The 20,060-nt window shown below is 62.8% G+C and carries 17 protein-coding genes and 1 pseudogene; 15 read left to right on the top strand and 3 right to left on the bottom strand.

Annotated elements, in window-relative coordinates; all coding sequences use genetic code 11:
• The first annotated feature begins 87 nt into the window (after positions 1-87).
• The 5 genes from pheT to ACN9MY_RS18660 all read left to right on the top strand — a co-directional run bounded on the left by pheT (position 88) and on the right by ACN9MY_RS18660 (position 5,816).
• The gene (gene pheT, locus ACN9MY_RS18680; protein WP_426318268.1) at positions 88-2,514 is read left to right on the top strand and encodes a phenylalanine--tRNA ligase subunit beta; all 2,427 of its coding nucleotides are present in this window, start codon (positions 88-90) and stop codon (positions 2,512-2,514) included.
• 137 nt (positions 2,515-2,651) lie between these two features.
• Positions 2,652-2,999, top strand: coding sequence for an integration host factor subunit alpha (locus tag ACN9MY_RS18675; RefSeq protein WP_055925271.1), 348 nt, complete (start codon positions 2,652-2,654; stop codon positions 2,997-2,999).
• Between the two features lie 17 nt (positions 3,000-3,016).
• A complete protein-coding gene (locus tag ACN9MY_RS18670; RefSeq protein ID WP_426318267.1) occupies positions 3,017-3,415 on the top strand; it encodes a MerR family transcriptional regulator in 399 nt (132 codons plus the stop codon).
• A gap of 154 nt (positions 3,416-3,569) precedes the next feature.
• The gene (locus ACN9MY_RS18665; RefSeq protein ID WP_426318266.1) at positions 3,570-4,202 is read left to right on the top strand and encodes a response regulator; all 633 of its coding nucleotides are present in this window, start codon (positions 3,570-3,572) and stop codon (positions 4,200-4,202) included.
• An 81-nt stretch (positions 4,203-4,283) separates the two neighbouring features.
• Complete coding sequence (locus ACN9MY_RS18660) at positions 4,284-5,816, top strand: CHASE3 domain-containing protein (RefSeq protein WP_426161984.1); 1,533 nt, start codon at positions 4,284-4,286, stop codon at positions 5,814-5,816.
• Here the strand turns inward: ACN9MY_RS18660 and ACN9MY_RS18655 are convergent.
• From ACN9MY_RS18655 to ACN9MY_RS18645, 3 genes and pseudogenes are all read right to left on the bottom strand, one after another.
• Entirely contained in the window at positions 5,719-6,528 is an 810-nt protein-coding gene (locus ACN9MY_RS18655) for a Crp/Fnr family transcriptional regulator (RefSeq protein WP_426161983.1), read from the bottom strand. The two genes, ACN9MY_RS18660 and ACN9MY_RS18655, sit on opposite strands and share 98 nt — an antisense overlap.
• 164 nt (positions 6,529-6,692) lie before the next feature.
• Positions 6,693-7,292 carry a methyl-accepting chemotaxis protein gene (locus ACN9MY_RS18650; protein WP_426337643.1) on the bottom strand — a complete coding sequence of 200 codons (600 nt, stop codon included), beginning with the start codon at positions 7,290-7,292 and terminating at the stop codon, positions 6,693-6,695.
• Between the two features lie 205 nt (positions 7,293-7,497).
• A pseudogene (locus ACN9MY_RS18645) lies at positions 7,498-7,992 on the bottom strand (HAMP domain-containing protein); the annotation flags it as partial.
• Between the two features lie 764 nt (positions 7,993-8,756).
• On the opposite strand from ACN9MY_RS18645, the gene ACN9MY_RS18640 reads away from it, so the two are divergent.
• The 10 genes from ACN9MY_RS18640 (at position 8,757) to ACN9MY_RS18595 (ending at position 20,021) form a co-directional block, all read left to right on the top strand.
• A complete protein-coding gene (locus ACN9MY_RS18640; RefSeq protein ID WP_426161982.1) occupies positions 8,757-9,428 on the top strand; it encodes a response regulator transcription factor in 672 nt (223 codons plus the stop codon).
• A 5-nt stretch (positions 9,429-9,433) separates the two neighbouring features.
• Positions 9,434-10,774, top strand: a complete 1,341-nt coding sequence (locus tag ACN9MY_RS18635) for a sensor histidine kinase (protein ID WP_426318261.1) — start codon at positions 9,434-9,436, stop codon at positions 10,772-10,774.
• 96 nt (positions 10,775-10,870) lie between these two features.
• Positions 10,871-11,329, top strand: a complete 459-nt coding sequence (locus ACN9MY_RS18630; protein WP_426161980.1) for a type IV pilin protein — start codon at positions 10,871-10,873, stop codon at positions 11,327-11,329.
• Positions 11,323-11,919 carry a GspH/FimT family pseudopilin gene (locus ACN9MY_RS18625; protein WP_426161979.1) on the top strand — a complete coding sequence of 199 codons (597 nt, stop codon included), beginning with the start codon at positions 11,323-11,325 and terminating at the stop codon, positions 11,917-11,919. Before ACN9MY_RS18630 ends, ACN9MY_RS18625 begins: the two co-directional genes overlap by 7 nt.
• A gap of 10 nt (positions 11,920-11,929) precedes the next feature.
• The gene (locus ACN9MY_RS18620) at positions 11,930-12,319 is read left to right on the top strand and encodes a type IV pilus modification PilV family protein (protein ID WP_426318260.1); all 390 of its coding nucleotides are present in this window, start codon (positions 11,930-11,932) and stop codon (positions 12,317-12,319) included.
• Between the two features lie 15 nt (positions 12,320-12,334).
• Positions 12,335-13,441, top strand: coding sequence for a PilW family protein (locus tag ACN9MY_RS18615; protein ID WP_426161977.1), 1,107 nt, complete (start codon positions 12,335-12,337; stop codon positions 13,439-13,441).
• Positions 13,442-13,445: 4 nt separating this feature from the next.
• Positions 13,446-14,087, top strand: a complete 642-nt coding sequence (locus ACN9MY_RS18610) for a pilus assembly PilX family protein (RefSeq protein WP_426318259.1) — start codon at positions 13,446-13,448, stop codon at positions 14,085-14,087.
• 15 nt (positions 14,088-14,102) lie between these two features.
• Positions 14,103-17,735: a pilus assembly protein gene (locus ACN9MY_RS18605; protein WP_426318258.1), complete on the top strand. Its 3,633-nt coding sequence runs from the start codon at positions 14,103-14,105 to the stop codon at positions 17,733-17,735.
• Between the two features lie 10 nt (positions 17,736-17,745).
• Positions 17,746-18,333, top strand: a complete 588-nt coding sequence (locus tag ACN9MY_RS18600; protein ID WP_426335932.1) for a hypothetical protein — start codon at positions 17,746-17,748, stop codon at positions 18,331-18,333.
• Positions 18,334-18,389: 56 nt separating this feature from the next.
• Positions 18,390-20,021 carry a peptide chain release factor 3 gene (locus ACN9MY_RS18595; protein WP_426318256.1) on the top strand — a complete coding sequence of 544 codons (1,632 nt, stop codon included), beginning with the start codon at positions 18,390-18,392 and terminating at the stop codon, positions 20,019-20,021.
• The last annotated feature ends 39 nt before the right edge of the window (positions 20,022-20,060 follow it).

Raw genomic sequence — 20,060 nt, 5'->3', positions numbered from 1 at the left:
CACCAGTCTGCCGAAGCTACGGGCCAAGTGTCTGACCCTGTGGGTCAGACACTGGTTTACCGGTTCTAAAAGATACGAAAGCTGACTATGCAATTCTCTGAAAACTGGCTGCGCACCATGGTCGATCCGAAGATGACTTCGGATGAGCTGGCACACATGCTGACCATGTCCGGCCTCGAAGTGGAAGACATCGATCCAGTAGCGCCGCCGTTCACCAACGTTGTGGTGGGCCATGTGCGCGAAACCGCCAAGCACCCGAACGCCGACCGCCTGAACGTCTGCCAGGTCGACGTGGGCACCGGCACGCTGCTGAACATCGTCTGCGGCGCGCCGAACGTGCGTCCAGGCCTGAAGGTCGCGTGCGCCATGGCCGGCGCCGTGCTGCCGCCTGGCGCCGACGGCAAGCCGTTCGAAATCAAGGTTGGCCAGCTGCGCGGCGTCGAGTCGCAAGGCATGCTGTGTTCCGCGCGCGAACTGAAGCTGTCGGAAGACCACGGTGGCCTGATCGAACTGCCGGACGACGCGCCGATCGGCCAGAACATCCGTGACTACTTCGCGCTGAACGATCTGAAATTCACCATCAAGCTGACCCCGAACAAGGCAGACTGCCTGTCCGTGCTGGGCGTGGCGCGTGAAGTGGCGGCGCTGACCGGCTCGCAACTGAACCTGCCGCAGAACCGCATCGTGCCGGTCACGCTGGACGAAAAGCTGGCGGTGAAGGTGAGCGCTCCAGACCTGTGCGGGCGCTTTGCCGGCCGCGTGATCCGCGGCCTGAACGCCAAAGCCGAAACCCCGGCCTGGATGAAGCAGCGCCTGGAGCGCAGCGGCCAGCGTCCGGTGTCGGCACTGGTCGACATTTCCAACTACGTGATGCTGGAAATGGGCCGTCCTTCGCACGTGTTCGACCTGGACAAGATCCATGGTTCGCTGGACGTCCGCTGGGGCAAGAAGGGCGAACAGATCAAGCTCCTGAACGGCAACACCATTGAAGTCGATGAGTGGGTGGGCGTGATCGCCGACGACAAGGAACTGGAATCGCTGGCCGGCATCATGGGCGGCGACGCTACCGCCGTGTCGGACGATACAAGCAACATCTACCTGGAAGCGGCTTTCTGGTGGCCGAACGCCATCCAGGGCCGCGCCCGCAAGTACAACTTCTCGACCGATGCGGCGCACCGCTTCGAGCGCGGCGTGGACTTCGCATCGATCCCCGAGCACCTGGAGCGCATTACCGCGCTGCTGGTGGAAATCTGCGGCACGCCTGACACCAAGGTCGGCGCCATCGACGACCAGGTCGTCAACCTGCCGCAGCGCGCTCCGGTGCAAATGCGCACCGCCCGCGCCGCGAAGGTAATTGGCGTAGCGTTGAACGATGAGATGGTTGCCGATATTTTCACGCGCCTGGGCCTCGCGTTCACGCTGGCAGACGGTGTATTCAGCGTCACTTCGCCGTCCTACCGTTTCGACATCGAAATCGAAGAGGACCTGATCGAAGAAGTGGCCCGCGTGTACGGCTTCGAGAACATCCCGACCCTGCCGCCAATCGCCGCAAACGAGATGCGCATCGCACCGGAAGACACCCGTTCGATCTTCGCTGTGCGCCACCAGCTGGCTGACCTGGGCTTCCAGGAAGTGGTGAACATGAGCTTCGTGGAAGCGCAGTGGGAGCTGGACTTCAACGGCAACGACAGCCCGATCAAGCTGCAGAATCCGATCGCCTCCCAGATGTCCGTCATGCGTTCGTCGCTGATCGGCAGCCTGGTGGCGAACGTGCGCTACAACGTCAACCGCAAGCAGCCGCGCGTGCGCTTGTTCGAGGTTGGCGCCATTTTCAAGCGCGACGCTTCCGTGCAGGACGGCCCTTTGACCGTGGCCGGCTATGACCAGCCGCAGCGCGTCGCTGCCATGGCTTACGGCCCGGTAGCCGACGAGCAGTGGGGACAGAAAGCCCGCGACGTTGACTTCTTCGACGTCAAGGCTGACCTGGAAGCCCTGTTCGCCCCGCGCCAGCTGCGCTTTGCGAAGCTGGCTCACCCGGCCCTGCACCCGGGCCGCGCCGCTTCGGTGGAACTGGATGGCAAGGTGATCGGCTTTATCGGCGAACTGCATCCGCGCTGGCTGCAAAAGTACGACCTGCCGAAGGCGCCAGTGTTGTTCGAAGTCGATGCCGTTGCGTTGCAGCAACGCCGCGTGCCAGAATATGAAGAGATTTCGAAATTCCCTGGCACCACGCGCGACGTCGCCCTGGTGGTGAAACAGGCCGTTCCCGTGCAGGACCTGCTCGACGCCTTCCATGGTGCCGTGACGGCCCATGCTCAAGGGCGCATTGTGCAAGCCATTGTTTTGTTTGATGAATATCGCGGCCAAGGCCTGGAAAGCGACGAAAAATCGCTTGCTTTCCGCTTTAGCTTGCAAGATACTCAAAACACCCTGCAGGATGATGTCGTGGACGAGCTGATGAAGACGCTGACCGCCCATGTCGTCCTGGCACACGGTGCAAAACTGCGGGCTTGATTTAACAATTCAGGATGACCAGCGAGTCCGGCACTGCCGGACTCATGTACTTTAAAAGGCAGGGCAGCAAAATTAACAACAACGACGTCGATTCCGCCGTACTTGAATCCGCATTGGACGCCGAGTTGCACAGCGCGATGCAGAACGCCAAGGTACGCCAGGAAGCTGAAAAAGATTTGCCGACGCTGACCAAGGCAGAACTGGCCGAACTTCTGTTCGAACAGGTGGGCCTGAACAAGCGCGAGGCCAAGGACATGGTCGAAACCTTCTTTGACGAGATCCGCAATGCGCTGGAACGCGGCGAAGCGGTGAAGCTGTCCGGTTTCGGCAACTTCCAGCTGCGCGACAAGCCGCAGCGTCCGGGCCGTAACCCGAAAACCGGCGAGGAGATCCCGATCACGGCACGCCGTGTAGTGACCTTCCACGCCAGCCAGAAGCTGAAAGGCATGGTCGAAGACAGCGCCGGTACGGCGCGCGCATCCTGAGCTGCATAGGTGCGTGAATGAACGACCGACCTGGCAAGGCAGACCTGGTAGTGTTGCCGCCGATCCCGGCGAAACGCTACTTCACCATTGGCGAGGTCAGCGAACTGTGCGGTGTGAAGCCGCATGTGCTGCGCTATTGGGAACAGGAATTTACCCAGCTGAAACCGGTCAAACGGCGCGGCAACCGCCGCTATTACCAGCATCATGAAGTGCTGCTGATCCGCCGCATCCGCGAGCTGCTGTACGAGCAGGGCTTTACGATCAGCGGCGCCCGCAACAAGCTCGATAGCCGCGCTGCCGATTCGGCGCAAGGCGAGTATGATGAAACTCCTGGCATGGCACACGAAGCGCCGCCGCTGGACCGCGAGATGCTGCGCCGCGAGCTGCAAGGCATCCTCGAGCTACTAAAGTTGTAAGCAGCTGTAGCAAGGGCGCTTAGGCGTCCTTTTTTTCGGTTAGACTCGGCTAAACTGTTAAACCATTGGTGCTACAATATTAACGTTATGATTTTGCTAGTGATATTGCAGACGCTGGCTCCGTTCCCAAGCTAGGAATTCAAGAGGGAAGACAATGATTCGCGTAGCCATCTGTGACGACCACCAGATTGTACGGGCGGGTTTCAAGCAAATCTTTTCGTCGTCGGACGAATTCAGCGTAGTCGCTGAAGGCAGCACCGGGCGGGAAGCGCTCGACATCGCACGCAAGGAAGTGTGCGACGTGCTGTTGCTTGACATCGCCATGCCGGACCAGAGCGGTATCGATACTCTGCGTACCATCCGCCAGGGCCAGCCGGACTTGCCGGTGCTGATCCTGTCCGGCTATCCAGCCCAGCAATATGCGCTCAACCTGTTCAAGATGGGCGCCAACGGGTACCTGAACAAGGAATGCGAGGCGGAGGAGTTGATCAACGCCGTGCGCACCGTGTACCAGGGGCGCCGCTATGTCAGCTCGCAAGTGGGCGAACTGCTGGCGCAAAGCTTCGACCGCGATCCGAATACGGCCCTGCATACGGAGCTGTCGGACCGCGAATTCCAGGTGTTCCTGCGCCTGGCGCGCGGCGCCACCGTGTCCGACATCGGCACGGCGCTTTCGCTGAGCATCAAGACCGTGAGTACGTATCGCACGCGCATTATGGAGAAGATGGGCTTGCAGTCGAATAGTGACTTGACGTACTACGCAATGAAGAACAATTTGCTGGATTGATACGTCTGGTTACACTTTTGCGGTGCCGCACAATTAGCTTTCCGTGCGGCAGCATCTTGCTGCGGGTCTATAATGGGGAAAATGTACTTCACCATCGAACCAGCGCCCCGGCACCGGCTGCCGCTGTATAAAACGCTCTTGTGCGTGACCTGCGCGCTGATCCTCATCGTCAACGGTTTCAGCCTTTTCCACAATCTGCAATCGCTGAAGGGCGCCAATGAGCAGTTGGCGCTCAGCTCGCGCGTTGCCGAACGGCTGCAGTACCTGAACGTGCTGGTGCTCGATGCCGACAGCAGCGCGCGCGGCTATTTCATCTCCGGCAAGGAAACCTACCTGGGACCGACGCGCTCGGTAGTCACCGAATCGGAGCAGCAGTTCCGCGAGCTGGAGAAACTGCTGGCGAATAATCCGATCCAGTTGAAAAACCTGCAGCAATTGCAGGTATTGGTGCGCAAGCGCATCGCCATCCTGACCCAGGCCATTGAGGTCTACAAGCACGGCGGGCTGGACGATATCGTCAATATTGCCAAGGTCAGCGACGAGCGCAGCGGCATGGATGAAATCCGCCTGCAAGTGGTGATCATGGTGCGCGAGCAGGGAGAAGCCATGTCGGCCCGCGCCGCCAGCTTCTACCAGGAATACCAGAAGGCCGTTGTGATGGGCGCCGGCATCAATGCCATCGCCATCGTGGTGCTGGTCATGTTCTACCAGCTGGTGCGGCGCAGTTTCGTGCACCGGGCAGCGGTGGAGCACGCGCTGCAATTGTCGAACGAAAGCCTGGAATCGATGGTGCAGCAGCGTACCGAGCAGCTATCGGTGCTGTCGCGTCACCTGATTTCGATCAGCGAAGAAGAGAAGATGCGCCTGTCGCGCGAATTGCACGATGAGATGGGTGCCAACCTGACCTCGATCAGCATGGATATCGCGGCGGTCGCGCACCAGCTGCAAAAAACCAATCCTGAGCTCGCGGCCCAGCTGCGCCGTGCGCGCGGCACCCTGGTCGATACGGTGGAACTGAAGCGCCGCATCATCGAAGACCTGCGCCCGAGCCTGCTCGACAACCTTGGCCTGTGCGCGGCGATCGACAGCTACTGCGAAGACTTCACGCGCATGACCAATATCCCGTGCGAGACCGAGATCGGCCCCGATATTGACGCCGTTGCCAAGGCCGGCGACAGCAGCCTGTCGATTGCCTTGTTCCGTATCGTGCAGGAGTCGCTGACCAATATCCGCAAATACGCCAAGGCCGGCCATGTCAGCGTCTCGCTCAAGCTGCAGCGCGACGACATGCTGGTGCTGCGCATCATCGACGACGGTATCGGGATTGCCGCTCCAACGCTGGCCAAGCCAATGTCGCACGGCTTGCTGGGGATGCGGGAGCGGGCTTTGTTGCTGGGCGGAATCTTGAATATCCGCCGTGGGCGGGGTGACCGGGGAACCTGCATCGAGGTCTATATTCCCCTGAAGGGCCGGGGCAAGCGTCCTGTTGGCGCCGTGCCCCCGGCAATGCTGCATCCTAGCAGCACGCTACATCAGCGAGCAGGCGATCATATTCAATCTTCGCCACCTTATAGCACTCGCCCGCATAACGTTCCAGACCTTCACGATCAATGACGGTGATGTTGCCGCGGCGGTAGGTGATCATGCCGTCCTCCTGCAGCTTGCCGGCGGCGGCGGTGATCGATTCGCGGCGCACACCCAGCATGATCGAAATCATTTCCTGGGTCACCTTCAATTCGTTGCTTGGGGAGCGGTCCAGGCGGTCCAGCAACCAGCGGCACAGCTTCTGCTCGATCGAGCTGTGGCGGCCGCCGACGGCGTTCTGCGCCATCTGTGCGAACAGTGCTGCGTTGTAGCGCATCAGCAGCTGGGGCAGGGCGCCGCCCTGGTTGAAGGCGTCGCGCAGGGCTTGCGCTTTCAGGCGGTAGCCGTAGCCGGCGCTTTGCACCACGGCGGTGCTCATGGCGCGCTCACCGGCAAACATCGACACGCCCACCACGCCTTCGTGGCCGACCACGGCGATCTCGGTGGTCGCGCCGTCTTCCATCACGTACAGCAGGGACAGGATGGCAGTCGTCGGGAAGTAGACGTATTCCAGCTTGCTGCCGAATTCAAACAATTCTTTGCCGAAGGGCAGCTGCACCAGCTCCAGGTGCTCGAACAGGGACTCCAGTGCTTCACGAGGGAGGGCTGCCAGCAATTCATTTTGCTGGGCGCCGCTGTAGCTGACAACCGGCCGGGACGCAACTTTGAACTCCGTCGAACCAATAGGCATTGCTTGCGACAGCGAGTTCTTGGCAGAGACGCTAAGTTGAGTGTTGTTCATTTTATCCTCACAGAACTAAAGTACACGGTATTGCAGTCGGCATTCTTAGGGGTGCTACTTGCCGATCGCGTTGGTAATACTTTAATTTTCTATGTGAGAGATGAACATAAGACCTGTTACCTCCGTCATGTAGGCTGGCAACATGGCAGTTTGTCAGGCTAGTCCTACAACATTGTAATTTTGGCTGGCGCACTGTTGAAAATCCTGCTTGCAGGGCCGAGGCGGAACTGTCCAAGGGCTTCGTGCAGGATGGCAGTTTCCGCGTGGACACGGCTGGCGCTTTCCGAGGCCTGGACCACCAGGGCGGCATTCTGCCGGGTCATGTCGTCAATACGGTGGAGCGCGCAATTGATGCGCGCGATCTCGCTGCGCTGACCCGCTTCGGCTTCTGTAATCCGGGTAATAACGTGCTCCATGCTGCGCACGGAAGCCACAACCTGGCTCATGGTGGCACCGGCGGCATCGACCTGGACGTTGCCGCTTTCGACCTTGCTGACCGAATCGCCGATCAGTTGCTTGATCTCCAGCGCAGCGGCCGCCGAATGTTGGGCCAGGCTGCGCACTTCGGTGGCCACCACGGCGAAGCCGCGCCCATGGTTTCCGGCCCGGGCCGCTTCCATGGCGGCGTTCAGCGCCAGGATATTGGTCTGGAACGCTATGCCGTCGATAACCCCGATAATGTCGGCAATGCGATCCGAACTGCTGCGAATTGCTGCCATTGTGTCGACTACGGCTCCGACGCTGGCGCCGCCGCGCAGGGCCACGCCGGCCGCCTGCCGCACCAGTTGGCGGCCGTCGTCGGCGTGGGCGCTGTTGCGGCGCACGGCGAATGACGGTGACGTGCAGGGCTTCAGCCTGGGTGCTGGTAGATCCGTGCAGTGCCGTGCTGCCGCTGGCCAGTTCGTCGGCGGCGCTGGCAATGCGCGCGGCGCCGCTGCGGATATCGGCGACCAGGCTTTCCAGTGCTGCCGTCATGCCGCTGAAGGCGTTTGCCAGCGCGCCGATTTCATCATGCGCCGGGGAGCTGATGCGAACGCTCAGGTCGCCCGCCGCAGCGGCGCGCACGGCATGGTTGAGTTGGCGAATGTCGCGCGCGAAGGGGGCATAGAAGCCGGCGCCCAGCCAGGCAGCGAGTGCGATGGAGAGCAGGACCACGGCGCCGACGGCGTTGCGGCGCACACGGTCTTGCGCAGCGCGTTCGGCCAGCAACTGTTGCAGCGCATCGGCACTGCTGCCGAACAGCGCGTGCAAAGCCGCAGCCGCTTGTTGGCCGGCGGCGTTGAAGTCCTTGCCGCTGCTCTGGTTGTAGGAGTTCAGCACCTCGTTGCGGGCGCGTTCGAGGAATGCAAGGGCGACCGGCACGGCGGCCAGGCGCGGCTGCAGGGCCGGCGCCAGCCCAGGGTGGTTGGCCAGGATGCCCTTGTATTGGCCCGGCAGGCGCTCCAGTTCATGGCGCGCCAGCATGGCGGTGGCATTCAGCATCTGGTCTTCATTGGCTTCGAACAGGCCGCTGTCGATGTAGGCGGCGCCGCGGCCGGTCATCACGGACAGGTTTTCCTCCAGGTCCGGCAGGCTCTTGAGGAAGGAGGCAATCAGGTAGGCGCTGCGTACTTCCGGGGCGAGCGACAGGCGTGAACGGTCGGCAGCCTGGGCGGCAAGGGCATCGGCCAGCGCGATCAGCCTGCTGTGCGCTGCAAAGCTGGCGCGTGCATCCAGGCCGGCCTGGCGCTGCTGCAGTTGCTGCCAGCCCTGTTCCAGCTCAGGCTGCGCGGGCAGGCCGGACAGCGTGCCGATGGCAAGCGGGCGCAGGCCCTGCAGCGCGGACGTGGCAGCCTGTCCTGCGGCGGCTATCGCGCGCGCCGTCTTGCTGCCTGGCGGCCAGGCGCAGGTGTTCCAGGTTGCGCTTTTCCTGCAGGCGGCGGCGCAGCTCGTGCAATTGGCGGACATAGGCCAGGCCCTGGCGCTCCTGGATGGTGAAGGACACCGATTTGTGCAATTCGGCCACCAGCAGGCCCGAGGCAAGCAGCAGCGGCAGCAGGAAAACCAGGGAGTCGAGGGGCGAACTTGGGCAATAGTCGCAGCCTCTGCATGAGGGCGATGGCGGGGCGGACCAAGATCATGAGCGGGCTTTGGGCGAGGATTTTTGCGGCGCGATAATGATGCAAGGCAATTGTTACCTCGTGATGAATCGGGGCATAATGCGCGGTAATCAACTTATTCCACTCCCCATGCATGTAATCCTGGTAGAAGACGACGCAGTATTGGCCGACGGCGTAGTCCGGGTGTTGTCCGGCCATGGCATGAAAGTGGAACTGCTGCAAAACGGCAGCGAAGCCGATGCCATGCTGCAGCGTCCCGGCCAGGCCGACGTGCTGGTCCTTGATATCGGCCTGCCGGGCCTGGACGGCTTTGAAGTGGTGCGCCGCCTGCGCGCGCGCGGCAGCCAGCTGCCGGTGCTGTTGCTGACGGCGCGCGATGCGGTGGAAGACCGCGTGCGCGGCCTGGAGCTGGGCGCCGACGATTACCTGGTCAAGCCTTTCGCCACGCCGGAACTGGTGGCGCGCCTGCGCGCGCTGGCGCGGCGCCATGCGCCGAAGCCCAGCGTGCTGCAAATGGGCTCGCTAGTGCTGGACCTGGGCGCCAAGCGTGCCCGCGTGCGCGATACAGTGATCGACCTGTCGGTGCGCGAATGGGCGGTGCTGGAGTATCTGTTGCAGCACAGCGCGCGCGTGGTCAGCAAGCAGCAGATCATCGACGCCATCCTGCCCTGGGGGGAAGACGTGACGCCGAACGCGGTGGAAGTCTATATCTCGCGCATCCGCCAGAAGACGGCCGATGCCGGCATCAGCATCCGCACCATCCGCGGCTTCGGCTACATGCTGGAACCGGCCAATGGATAAGACTCTTGGATAGCATCCGCCTGCGCCTGCTCAAATGGCTGATCGGCCCGGTTCTCCTGCTGAACCTGGCCGGCGTTGCACTGAGCTATGCGCTGGCCTGGATCCCGGCCCAGATCGCCTTCGACCAGTCGCTCGGCGACGCCGCCGCCATGTTGGGCGCCCGCATCAGCGAACGTGAAGGGCGGCTGGTGCTCGACTTGCCGGAGGCCGCCGAGCGCGTCTTGCGCGAGGATGAGCTCGACAAGGTCTATTTTGCCTTGCGCGATGGCCAGGGCCGCCTGGTGGCCGGCGATGCCGTGCTGCCTGTCCTCCCGGCGCGTGCCGGTGCCCCTGCGGTTGACGGCGTGGTCGAGAACAACCCGGTGCGCCTGGTGGCGCTGCCGGTGCTGACCGGGCAGCAGCAGGGCATCGTGGTGGTGGCCAAGACGCTGCGCAAGCGCGGCCAGGCACGCACCGCCATCGTGCGCGCCTTGCTGCCGCTGGCGGCCGTGTTTACGCTGGCTTCGGTCGGCCTGGTCTGGTTTTCGGTCACCAATGGCCTGGCGCCCTTGCACAAGGTCAAGGCCGGCATCCAGGCGCGCAGCGCCGAAGACTTGTCGCCTATCCCGGCCGGCAGCGTGCCGCTGGAAGTGATGCCGATGGTGCACTCTTTCAATGGCTTGCTGGAGCGCGTGCGCGAAGGCGCCCAGGCGCAGCAAGACTTCCTGGCCAATGTGGCGCACCAGCTGCGGACCCCGCTGGCCGGCTTGCGCACCCAGATCGAACTGCTGGCGGCGCAGGAGCGCACGCCGGCCGCGGCGTCGTCGCTGGCGATGATGCAGGCCTCGACCGAGCGCATGATTCGCCAGGTCAACCAGTTGCTGGCGCTGGCGCGCGCGGAACCTGGCCCCTTGCGCAAGACGCGCATGGAGCGCCTGTCGCTCGACCAGTTGCTGGAAGAATCGATCCAGCATTTCGTCGAGCAGGCGCTGCGCAAGGAGATCGACCTCGGCTTCGACTTGCAGCCAACCAGGGTGAACGGCGACCGCTTCATGTTGCGGGACCTGGTCGACAACCTGGTCGACAATGCCATCCGCTACACGCCGCCCAAGGGGGCCGTCACGGTGAGCTGCTTCCCGCACCTGGGCGGCGGCATGCTGACGGTGGAAGACTCCGGTCCGGGCATTCCGCAGGCCAAGCGCGCCGCAGTCTTCCAGCGCTTCCAGCGCCTGGATGAAAAGACCAATGGCAGCGGTATCGGCCTGGCCATCGTCCGCGATATCGCCACTGCCCATGGCGCCAGTGTTGCCATCGACACCCCCGCCAGCGGGCGGGGCGCATTGTTTTCCGTGTATTTTCCCTCCTAAAACTGCTGCTGTCAGGTATTTGTCAGGTTTTCCTCAGGGAAATGCAAGCTTGCTTGTCTAGACTTGCACTATCAAATACCAGCTTTGGAGAAATACATGGAACAGCAGCAGTCCGGTGCATCCCGCCAGGCGGGCTTCACGCTGATTGAAATGATGGTAACCGTGGCAATTATCGCCATCCTCGCCGCAGTGGCGATCCCAGCCTACGGCGATTACATCAAGACCGGCCGCCTGCCGCAGGCGTCCAATAACCTGGCCAGCATGCGCGCCAAGCTGGAGCAATATTTCCAGGACAATCGCAGCTATGACGGCGCCTGCGTCGCCGGCACCATCGCCGCGCTGCCTCCTGCCGACGACTTTGTCTACACCTGTCCGACGCTGACGGCGACGACCTACGTGGTCAAGGCCGAAGGCCAGGGCAAGATGGCCGGCTTCACCTTCACGATCGACCAGTCGAACAACAAGAAGACGACGGCGCTGCCAAGCGGCTGGGGCTCGGCGTCGGAATCTGCGCCGATTACCTGCTGGGTGCGCAAAAAGGGTGGCACATGCTAGCGCGCCGCCAACAGGGCGCGACCCTGATCGAGCTGATGGTCGGCGTGACCGTCCTGGCGGTGCTGTTGGCCATGGGCGTGCCGGCGTTTTCAGCCTGGATGCAGGATGCCCAGAACCGCGCCGCCGCCGAATCGATCGTGAACGGCTTGCAGACCGCGCGTGCCGAGGCGGTGCGGCGCAATTCGGTCGTGCGTTTCACCCTGACCGGCGCGGAAGGCCAGGTGGGCTGGACTGTCGGCTGCCCGACCGTGACCACCACCTGCCCGGCAGATATCCAGACCCGTTCGGCGGGTGAAAGCAGCAAGCTGGTCAAGGTGACGGTCAGCGCCGATCCGATCCCGGTGCCGGCTCCGGCCGGCTATTTCACGGCGCAGATCAGCGATGCGGGGGCACTGCCGGCCGAGATCAATTTCGACGGCTTGGGCCGCGTGTATACGCCACCGGCCGGCACCTTGTTCAACCGCGCCGACGTGACCAGCACGGCCAGTGCCAGCGCGCGCCGCTATGTGGTGGTGGTATCGAGCGGCGGCCAGATCCGCATGTGCGATCCGAAAATGTCCTATGCCACCGATCCGCGTGGCTGCAGCTAAGGAGAATCCCATGAAGTCTCAACGCACATTGCGGAAACAGGGGGGCATAGCGCTGGTGGAGGCCTTGGTCGCCATCGTGATTTTTGCGTTCGGCGTGCTGGCCATCGTCGGCTTGCAGGCCGCTTCGGTGCGCCAGGTGAGCGACGCCAAGTACCGCATCGACGCTGCCAATGTGATCAGCCAGTCGCTGGGTGCGATGTGGGCCGACCGCGAGCGCATCCAGCTGCATGCCGTCAGGGACCAGGCCGTCAGCTCTTTGCCGAACGGGAAACTGACGGTCGTGGTGCCCGGCCCGTGGACTGCGGAAGTCGGTGTCACGGTCACGGTGACCGTGACTTGGCAAGTGCCGGGCGAGAGCGCCGTTCATACACAGACCAGCGTGCAATTCATCGCTGGTTAGAAAAGGAATAATCCAATGCACGACAAGCAAAACGGTTTCGGCCTGGTCGAGATCATGGTGGGCCTGGGCGTCGGCATGCTGGCCATGGTGGTCGTGATGCAGGTGTTCAGCCAGGCGGAAGGACAGAAGCGCACCACCACCGGCGGCGCCGATGCGCAGAGCAACGGCGCGATCGCCCTGTCCATGATCGAACGCGATGGCAAGATGGCAGGCTGGGGCATGGCCAATTCGATGTTCTCCGACTGCAATACCACCTACTCCTATTGCGACGGCGACCTGAGCTGTGGTGGCTCGGCTGGGCCGATCACCGGGCTGTCGATGGCGCCGGTGGCCATCACCGACGGCGGCAACGGGCCCGACAGCTTCCTGGTGCAGTATTTCGCCAACCCGCGGGAAGGTTCGTTCCGCTATCCATCCAATACGGAACTGCGCAGCAATATGCCGCAGCCATCGTCGGAGCTGAATGTCGGCAACACGGCCGGCTGCCGGGAAGGCGACCTGATCCTGGTGCAGCAGGCGGGCAAGTGCACGCTGATGCAGGCGACCCAGATCCAGGACCAGGCCTTGAAGATCCAGCATAACCCTGGCGCCAGCGGTCATTACAACCCGCCGGCCAATTACCAGAACGCCAACAACTGGCCCGCTTATACCAAGCCTGCGAAGCTGTCCTGTTTCACGGCCCCACCGGGCGGCGCCCTGTTCCAGCGTTCCTATAGCGTGAACAACCTGCACCAGCTGCTGCGTTCGGACAATTCGGCCAGCCCGGCGATCGTCAACGACGTCGTGGCGCCCGAGATCGTCGACATGCAGCTGGAGTACGGGATCTCGACGGCCACCGAGTCGTGGGTCAGCGCCTGGACCCCTGCCACCGGCACCTGGGCCAACCCCTCGGCCGCTGATATCAAGCTGGTCAAGGCGGTGCGCATCGCCCTGGTCGCGCGCAGCGTGCAGTACGAGAAACCGGAACCCAACCAGCAATGCGCAACCACGACCAGCGACATGGTCAGCAAGTGGTCGAGCTGGGCAACGTTCAATACCAGCGGCTATCCGGCCGACTGGAAGTGCTACCGCTACAAAGTGTTCGAGACGATTGTGCCATTGCGCAATGTCATTTGGGGATAAGACGATGAAACACAGCAAACGAGCCGGCGCAGTCCGGCAAGCCTGGCAGCAGGGCGTCATCCTGCCCATCACCCTGATCGTGCTGGTGGCCATGACGCTGGCCGGCATCGCGCTGCTGCGTTCGGTTGATACCTCGGCCGTGATCGCGGGCAACCTGGCCTTCAAGCAAAGCGCCACCGCCAGCGGCGATGCCGGCGTGGAAGCGGGCATCGCCTGGCTGATCCAGACCGCACCAAGCGGCTCCCTCGACCAGGACATGCCGGGCAGCGGCTATTACGCCACCCGCCAGGATGCTCTCGACCTGACCGGCAACAAGCGTGATTCCGAAGGTGCTGGCACAGCCGATGACGACCTGAATTGGGACAATGCCGCAGCCGTCGTCAAGCTGGGCGCCGATGCGGCCGGCAACCAGGTGGCTTATGTCATCCATCGCATGTGCGATAGCGCCGGCCCGCTGGACGCGCGCACCTGCTCCACGCAGCAGACCTTCAGTAAGGGCTATGACGAAGGTGCGCAGGGCGCGATGGAGGGCTACCGCCCACCCAAATTCGACAGCTCGGCCACCCGGGCTTTCTACCGTATTACGGCACGGGTATCCGGGCCGAGGAACACCACCAGCTACGTTCAGGCTGTGGTCTCAATCTAACGCAGGAGAATTCAGATGGACTGGACCAATGTCCCACCGCCGGGCCTGCGTGCCTTGCTCGCATCGCTCGGCCTGAGCCTGGCGCTGGCTGCCCAGCCAGTGTCCGCCGCCCCGACCGAGCTGGCCGATATCCCGCTGGCCAACGCGTCGACCGCCCCGATCTTGCCCAACATTATGTTGGACCTCGACAATTCCGGCAGCATGGCGTGGAGCTATATGCCCGACTACGTGCGCTACACTTCGCTGGGCAACTTCGGCACCATGTGCCGCGGGCCTAACAAGAACAACACCCTGGTGGTGTGCGAGCCCGGCGACCCGCCATACTTTGCCAGCGCCTTTAACGGGCTGTACTACAACCCGGCGATCCGCTACATGTGGCCGACCAAGGCCGACGGCACACGCCTGGCCGACCACAAGGGGAATACCTCCTATGCGGCGTCGTGGACTGCCGTGCCGAGCGACGGCTATGGCGTGCAGTTGATCGACGATACCAGCGCCGAACAGCCGAACGCCACGCCTTGCAAGGGGGTGGTGTCCGGTGGTAACTGTCCGCGCCTGTCGAATACTGCCGTGACCAACCTGGTGACCGGCTACCCGGAGCGCATGTGGTGCAGTCACACCTATGATGTGCCGCCGAGCGCGAATTGCAAGCCGGCAGTGGAGAACGGCAGTTATTCGTATCCGGATAACACCTACAAGTACCTGTATGCGAAGGACGGCGCGCCGTTCTACTACAACGTGAGCGTTGAGTGGTGCAAGACAGCGGATAGCGCGCCCAACCAGAATTTCGGCAAGGCCGGCAGCTGCCAGGCCAAGAAGACGGACACCTTCAAGTATGTGCGCTACTCGAACTGGTCGCGCGTCGACATTACCCCGTCCACGAAATTCCCGGCCAAGGCCGCAGGGCGCACCGATTGCGCAGGAAACGTCTGCACGTATCAGGAAGAGATGGCGAACTTCGCGACCTGGTACGCCTGGTACCGCACGCGTACCCAGATGACCAAGAGTGCGATCGGCCAGGCATTCAAGGATGTGCGCGGCACCCCGGTTGCCACCGACCCCGACGATTCGGCCTACCTGCACGCACGCATTGGCTTGACCACCATTAACAATCCCATCGCACTGGATATCGCCAACTTCGACGCTGCACAGAAGGAGAAGTTCTATACCGATCTGTACAGCTTCGATCCGCTTGGCGGCACGCCATTGCGCAATTCGCTTGATTCGCTGGGCAAGATGTACAAGGGCACCAGCACGCGTTACAAGGACCCGGTGCAGTATTCCTGCCAGAAGAACTTTACTATCCTGGCGACGGACGGTTACTGGAACGACAGCTATAACGGCGTGGCCGACACCGACGGCGCTGCGGGGGTGACGCTGCCATCGCGCGACGCCCTGCAAACACCCAATACGCTGGCGGACGTGGCCTATTACTACTACCATAACGACCTGCGCACATCCTGCAGCTCGAGCGATGTCTGCACCAATAACGTTGCGCCATCGGGCGCAAATGCGGACGTGGACGACGTGGCGCAACACCAGCACATGACCACGTTCACCATCGGCCTCGGGGTCGACGGCACCCTGACTTACGATCCCAACTACAAGACCAGCAACAGCGGGGATTACTTCAATATCAAGCAGGGCGTGACCAAATGGCCAGCCCCGAGCGGCAACGCACCCGAAACCATTGACGATCTGTGGCACGCTGCCGTCAATGGCCGCGGCACCTATTTCAGCACCAAGGACCCGGCGGCGCTGGAAGGCGGCTTGCGCAAGGCGCTGCGCAGCATTGACAGCGTGACCGGCAACGGTGCGGCGGCGGCGACCAGCGCGCTGCAGCCAACTGCCGGCGACAATTTCATCTATGTGGCGACGTACCGCACCGTGAAGTGGGACGGCGACGTGAGCGGCTATTCCCTTGACCTGTCGACCGGTGCAGTGTCGAAGGATCCCTTCTGGCAAGCGGAGCCGCTGCTGCGCAACAAGATCGCCGCGACCGGCGATAGCGATACGCGCGTGATCTACACCGCCGACGGCACCACCCGTACCTTGTTTAGCACGGGCAAGGGCGGCCTGACGGCAGCCCAGCTGGCGCTGTTCGACACCAACAGGCTGAGCCAGGCCAGCACCTGGTCCAGCACGCAGAAGACCGCTGCCACCGCAGCCTCGCTGGTGAACTACCTGCGCGGGCAAGACCGCAATGAAGACCAGGAGCGCGTGCTGACGTACGGCGCTTACGAGCGCCTGTACCGCGACCGCGAGAAAGCGCTGGGCGATATCGTCCATGCGCAGCCGATCTATGTGAAAGCGCCGCCGTTCAATTTCGATGACGATGGCTATCAGGAATTCAAGGCTGCCAAGGCAGACCGCCTGCCGACGCTATACACCTCGGCCAACGATGGCATGCTGCATGCCTTCGACGGCGAATCCGGCCAGGAACGCTGGGCCTACGTGCCGCCGATGGTCTTGCCGAATATGTGGCGCCTGGCCGATGCCAATTATGGCAGCCAGCACCGCTACTACCTGGACGGCCCGCTGGCCATGAGCGATGCGAAGATCAACGGCAGCTGGAAAACGGTGCTGATAGGCGCCATGGGCAAGGGTGGCCGCGGCTACTTCGCGCTGGATGTGACTGACCCTACCGATCCGCGCCCGCTGTGGAACTACACGGCAGACGATAATCCGAAAATGGGTTACAGCTTCGGCACGGCCTTCATCACCAAGATGGCCGATGGCCGCTGGGTGGCCGTGCTGCCATCGGGCTACAACAACGTGCCGGAAGGTACCAAGTATGCCGGCGGCGACGGCGGCGGCTACGTATTCGTGCTCGACCTCGCCAGTGGCTCGCTGTTGAAAACCATTGCGACCGGCGTTGGCAGCAACGTAAACCCAAGCGGCCTGGGTCGCATCAACGTGCGCTCGCCTGACTTCACGACCAATAACACGGCAGTCGGCGCCTACGGCGGCGACCTGACTGGCGCCATGTGGCGCTTCGACCTGGAAAAGGGCACGGCCAGCAAGCTGGCCGATTTCCCGGGCAAGCCGATCATGGTTGCACCGGTTATCGGCCAGATCCAGGACAAGCTGGCGATCTTCTATGGTACCGGCCGCTACCTGGGGCAGAGCGACCTGGACGATGTTGACACCCAGACCATCTACGGCATCAAGGACGATGGCGTTACCACGGTAAATGCCGGCAGCCCGCTGGTGGCGCAAACGGTCACGACCAGCGGCACAGCGCGCAACATCAGCCGCGATGCGGTTGAATGGTCCAGCAAGATGGGCTGGTATGTGGACTTGCCGGATACCGGTGAGCGCATCACGCTCTCGCCGCAATTGTTCCTTGGCACGCTGATTTTCGCGTCCACGGTGCCATCGGTGTCGGCCTGCCAGCCAGGCGGCTACAGCTGGCTGTACCAGCTCGATTACAAGACCGGCGGCAACGTCCAGGTGAACGTGGCGGGCGGCTTGAAGTATGCCTCGCCGATTGTCGGTAACAGCGTGGTCAAGCTGCCGAACGGCACCCCGATGATCTATCCGGTTGGTGCGTCGAACGGCATGGGCGTGCCGCAGGTATTGCGTGTCGGTCCTGGCGATCCGAGCGACGCGAAGATCCGCGTCCTGTGGCGCGAGATTTCGGACTGACGGAACTGTAATGGAAGCCCGTCTGCGGCCCTGGCTGGCGCTGGCAATATCGGCGATGGCGCATGTGGCCCTCGCCCTGTTCCTGGTCGGCCAGGCCAGCCGCGTCGCCGGCGAAGGCGGCAGTTCGGCTTCGCCTGGGCCAGCCATGATGGTGCGCCTGGTCGGTGCGGCACTGCCGGCGCCGGACAAGGCTCCGCTGCCCGTTGCGCAGCCACCGGCCGCGGTGCCGATGCTTCCCATGCAGCCGGTGCAGGCGCAGGCTGCGGCGGGCACGGACGGCGTCGCCGGGGCGGCCGAACGGCACTACTTCGGCGCCGACGCGATGACCCGCCAACCGGAAGTAGCCGAGGGGCTGGTGGCGGGCAGGTTGCTGGTGGTGCCGGGGATTACCCCCCAGTCCGTGGCCTTGCAGGTCTGGATCAGCGATGACGGCGCGGTCGAACGCGTCGCCCTCAATTCGCCGATGTCGGAGAAAGAAGAGCAACTGCTGCTGGCGGCTTTCGCCAGCGTCAGGTTCCAGCCGGGCCGGATCGGCCGCATCGCCGTACGTAGCCACCTGGCGCTGGAAGTCATGCTCGATTATGCCGTCCGGCTGTGAGGGGAGTGGTGGTAAAATAGCGGGTTTTCCGTCTGCGCCAACCCCTGGCTGCCATCATGTCTGACGATATCCAAATTCAAAGCTCGAGCAAGACCCCTGCGCTGATTGCACGCGAGGTTGCCCGCCGCCGTACTTTCGGCATTATTTCCCACCCCGACGCGGGTAAAACCACCTTGACCGAGAAGCTGCTGCTGTTCTCGGGCGCGATCCAGATGGCCGGTACCGTCAAGGCCCGCAAGAGCGGCCGCCATGCCACCTCCGACTGGATGGAAATCGAGAAGCAGCGCGGCATTTCCGTGGCGTCCTCGGTGATGCAGTTCGAGTTCCGCGACCACATCATCAACTTGCTCGACACGCCGGGCCACCAGGACTTTTCCGAAGATACCTATCGCGTGCTGACCGCGGTCGACTCGGGCCTGATGGTGATCGACGCGGCCAAGGGCGTGGAAGCGCAGACCATCAAGCTGCTTGACGTTTGCCGCATGCGCAATACGCCGATCGTCACCTTCATGAACAAGCTGGATCGCGAATGCCGCGATCCGCTCGAGTTGCTCGATGAAGTGGAATCGGTGCTGAAGATCCAGTGCGCGCCGGTGACCTGGCCGATCGGCATGGGCAAGAACTTCCGCGGTGTCTACCACCTGATCAACGACGAGATCCTGCTGTTCCGCGCCGGCGAAGAGAGCGTGCAAAGCTTCGAGGTGATCAAGGGTATCGACAATCCGCGCCTGCAGGAGATGTTCCCCCTGGAGATGGACCAGCTGCGCATGGAAGTGGAGCTGGTGCACGGCGCCTCGCACCCGTTCAGCCTGCAAGATTTCCTGGCTGGCAAGCAGACCCCGGTCTTCTTCGGCTCCGCGATCAACAACTTCGGCGTGCGCGAGATCCTGTCCGCGCTGGTCGACTGGGCGCCTGCGCCGGAATCGCGCGATGCGTCGGTGCGTACCGTGCAGCCGACCGAGGAGAAGTTTTCCGGCTTCGTGTTCAAGATCCAGGCCAATATGGACCCGGCGCACCGCGACCGTATCGCCTTCCTGCGCGTTTGCTCCGGCCGATTCGAGCGCGGCATGAAGGTCAAGCACCTGCGCCTGAACCGCGAGGTGAAGGTGTCGTCCGTGGTCACGTTCATGGCCTCGTCGCGCGAGCAGGTGGAAGAGGCTTACGCCGGCGACATCATCGGCTTGCCGAACCACGGCAATATGCAGATCGGGGATTCCTTCTCTGAAGGCGAGATGCTGCAGTTCACCGGCATTCCGTACTTTGCGCCGGACTTCTTCCGCCAGGTGCGCATCCGTAACCCGCTGAAGATCAAGCAGCTGCAGAAAGGCTTGCAGCAGCTGGGTGAAGAGGGCGCTGTGCAGGTGTTCAAGCCGGTGCAGGGCGGTGAGGTGGTACTGGGCGCGGTCGGCGTGCTGCAGTTCGAAGTGGTGGCTTCGCGCCTGATGAATGAGTACGGCGTGGATGCGGTGTTCGAGAGCACCTCGATTTCGACTGCGCGCTGGGTTTCCAGCGATGACAAGAAGGCGCTGGCCGATTTCGAAGCGGCGCTCGGTCATAACGTGGCGTATGACGCGGCGGGCAACCTGGCTTACCTGGCTACTTCCGGCGTCAACCTGCGCCTGACCCAGGAGCGCTGGCCGAAGCTGACCTTCCACGCGACGCGCGAGCACGCGACCAAGCTGGATTAAACCGGCAAACCAGGGTCAGACCCAAGGGTCTGACCCTAT

It is taken from the genome of Pseudoduganella sp. R-31 (assembly GCF_049913235.1).
Lineage (GTDB): Bacteria > Pseudomonadota > Gammaproteobacteria > Burkholderiales > Burkholderiaceae_D > Rugamonas.
Note: the sequence above shows the minus strand (reverse complement) of the source record. Positions and strands in the feature narration are given on the sequence as shown.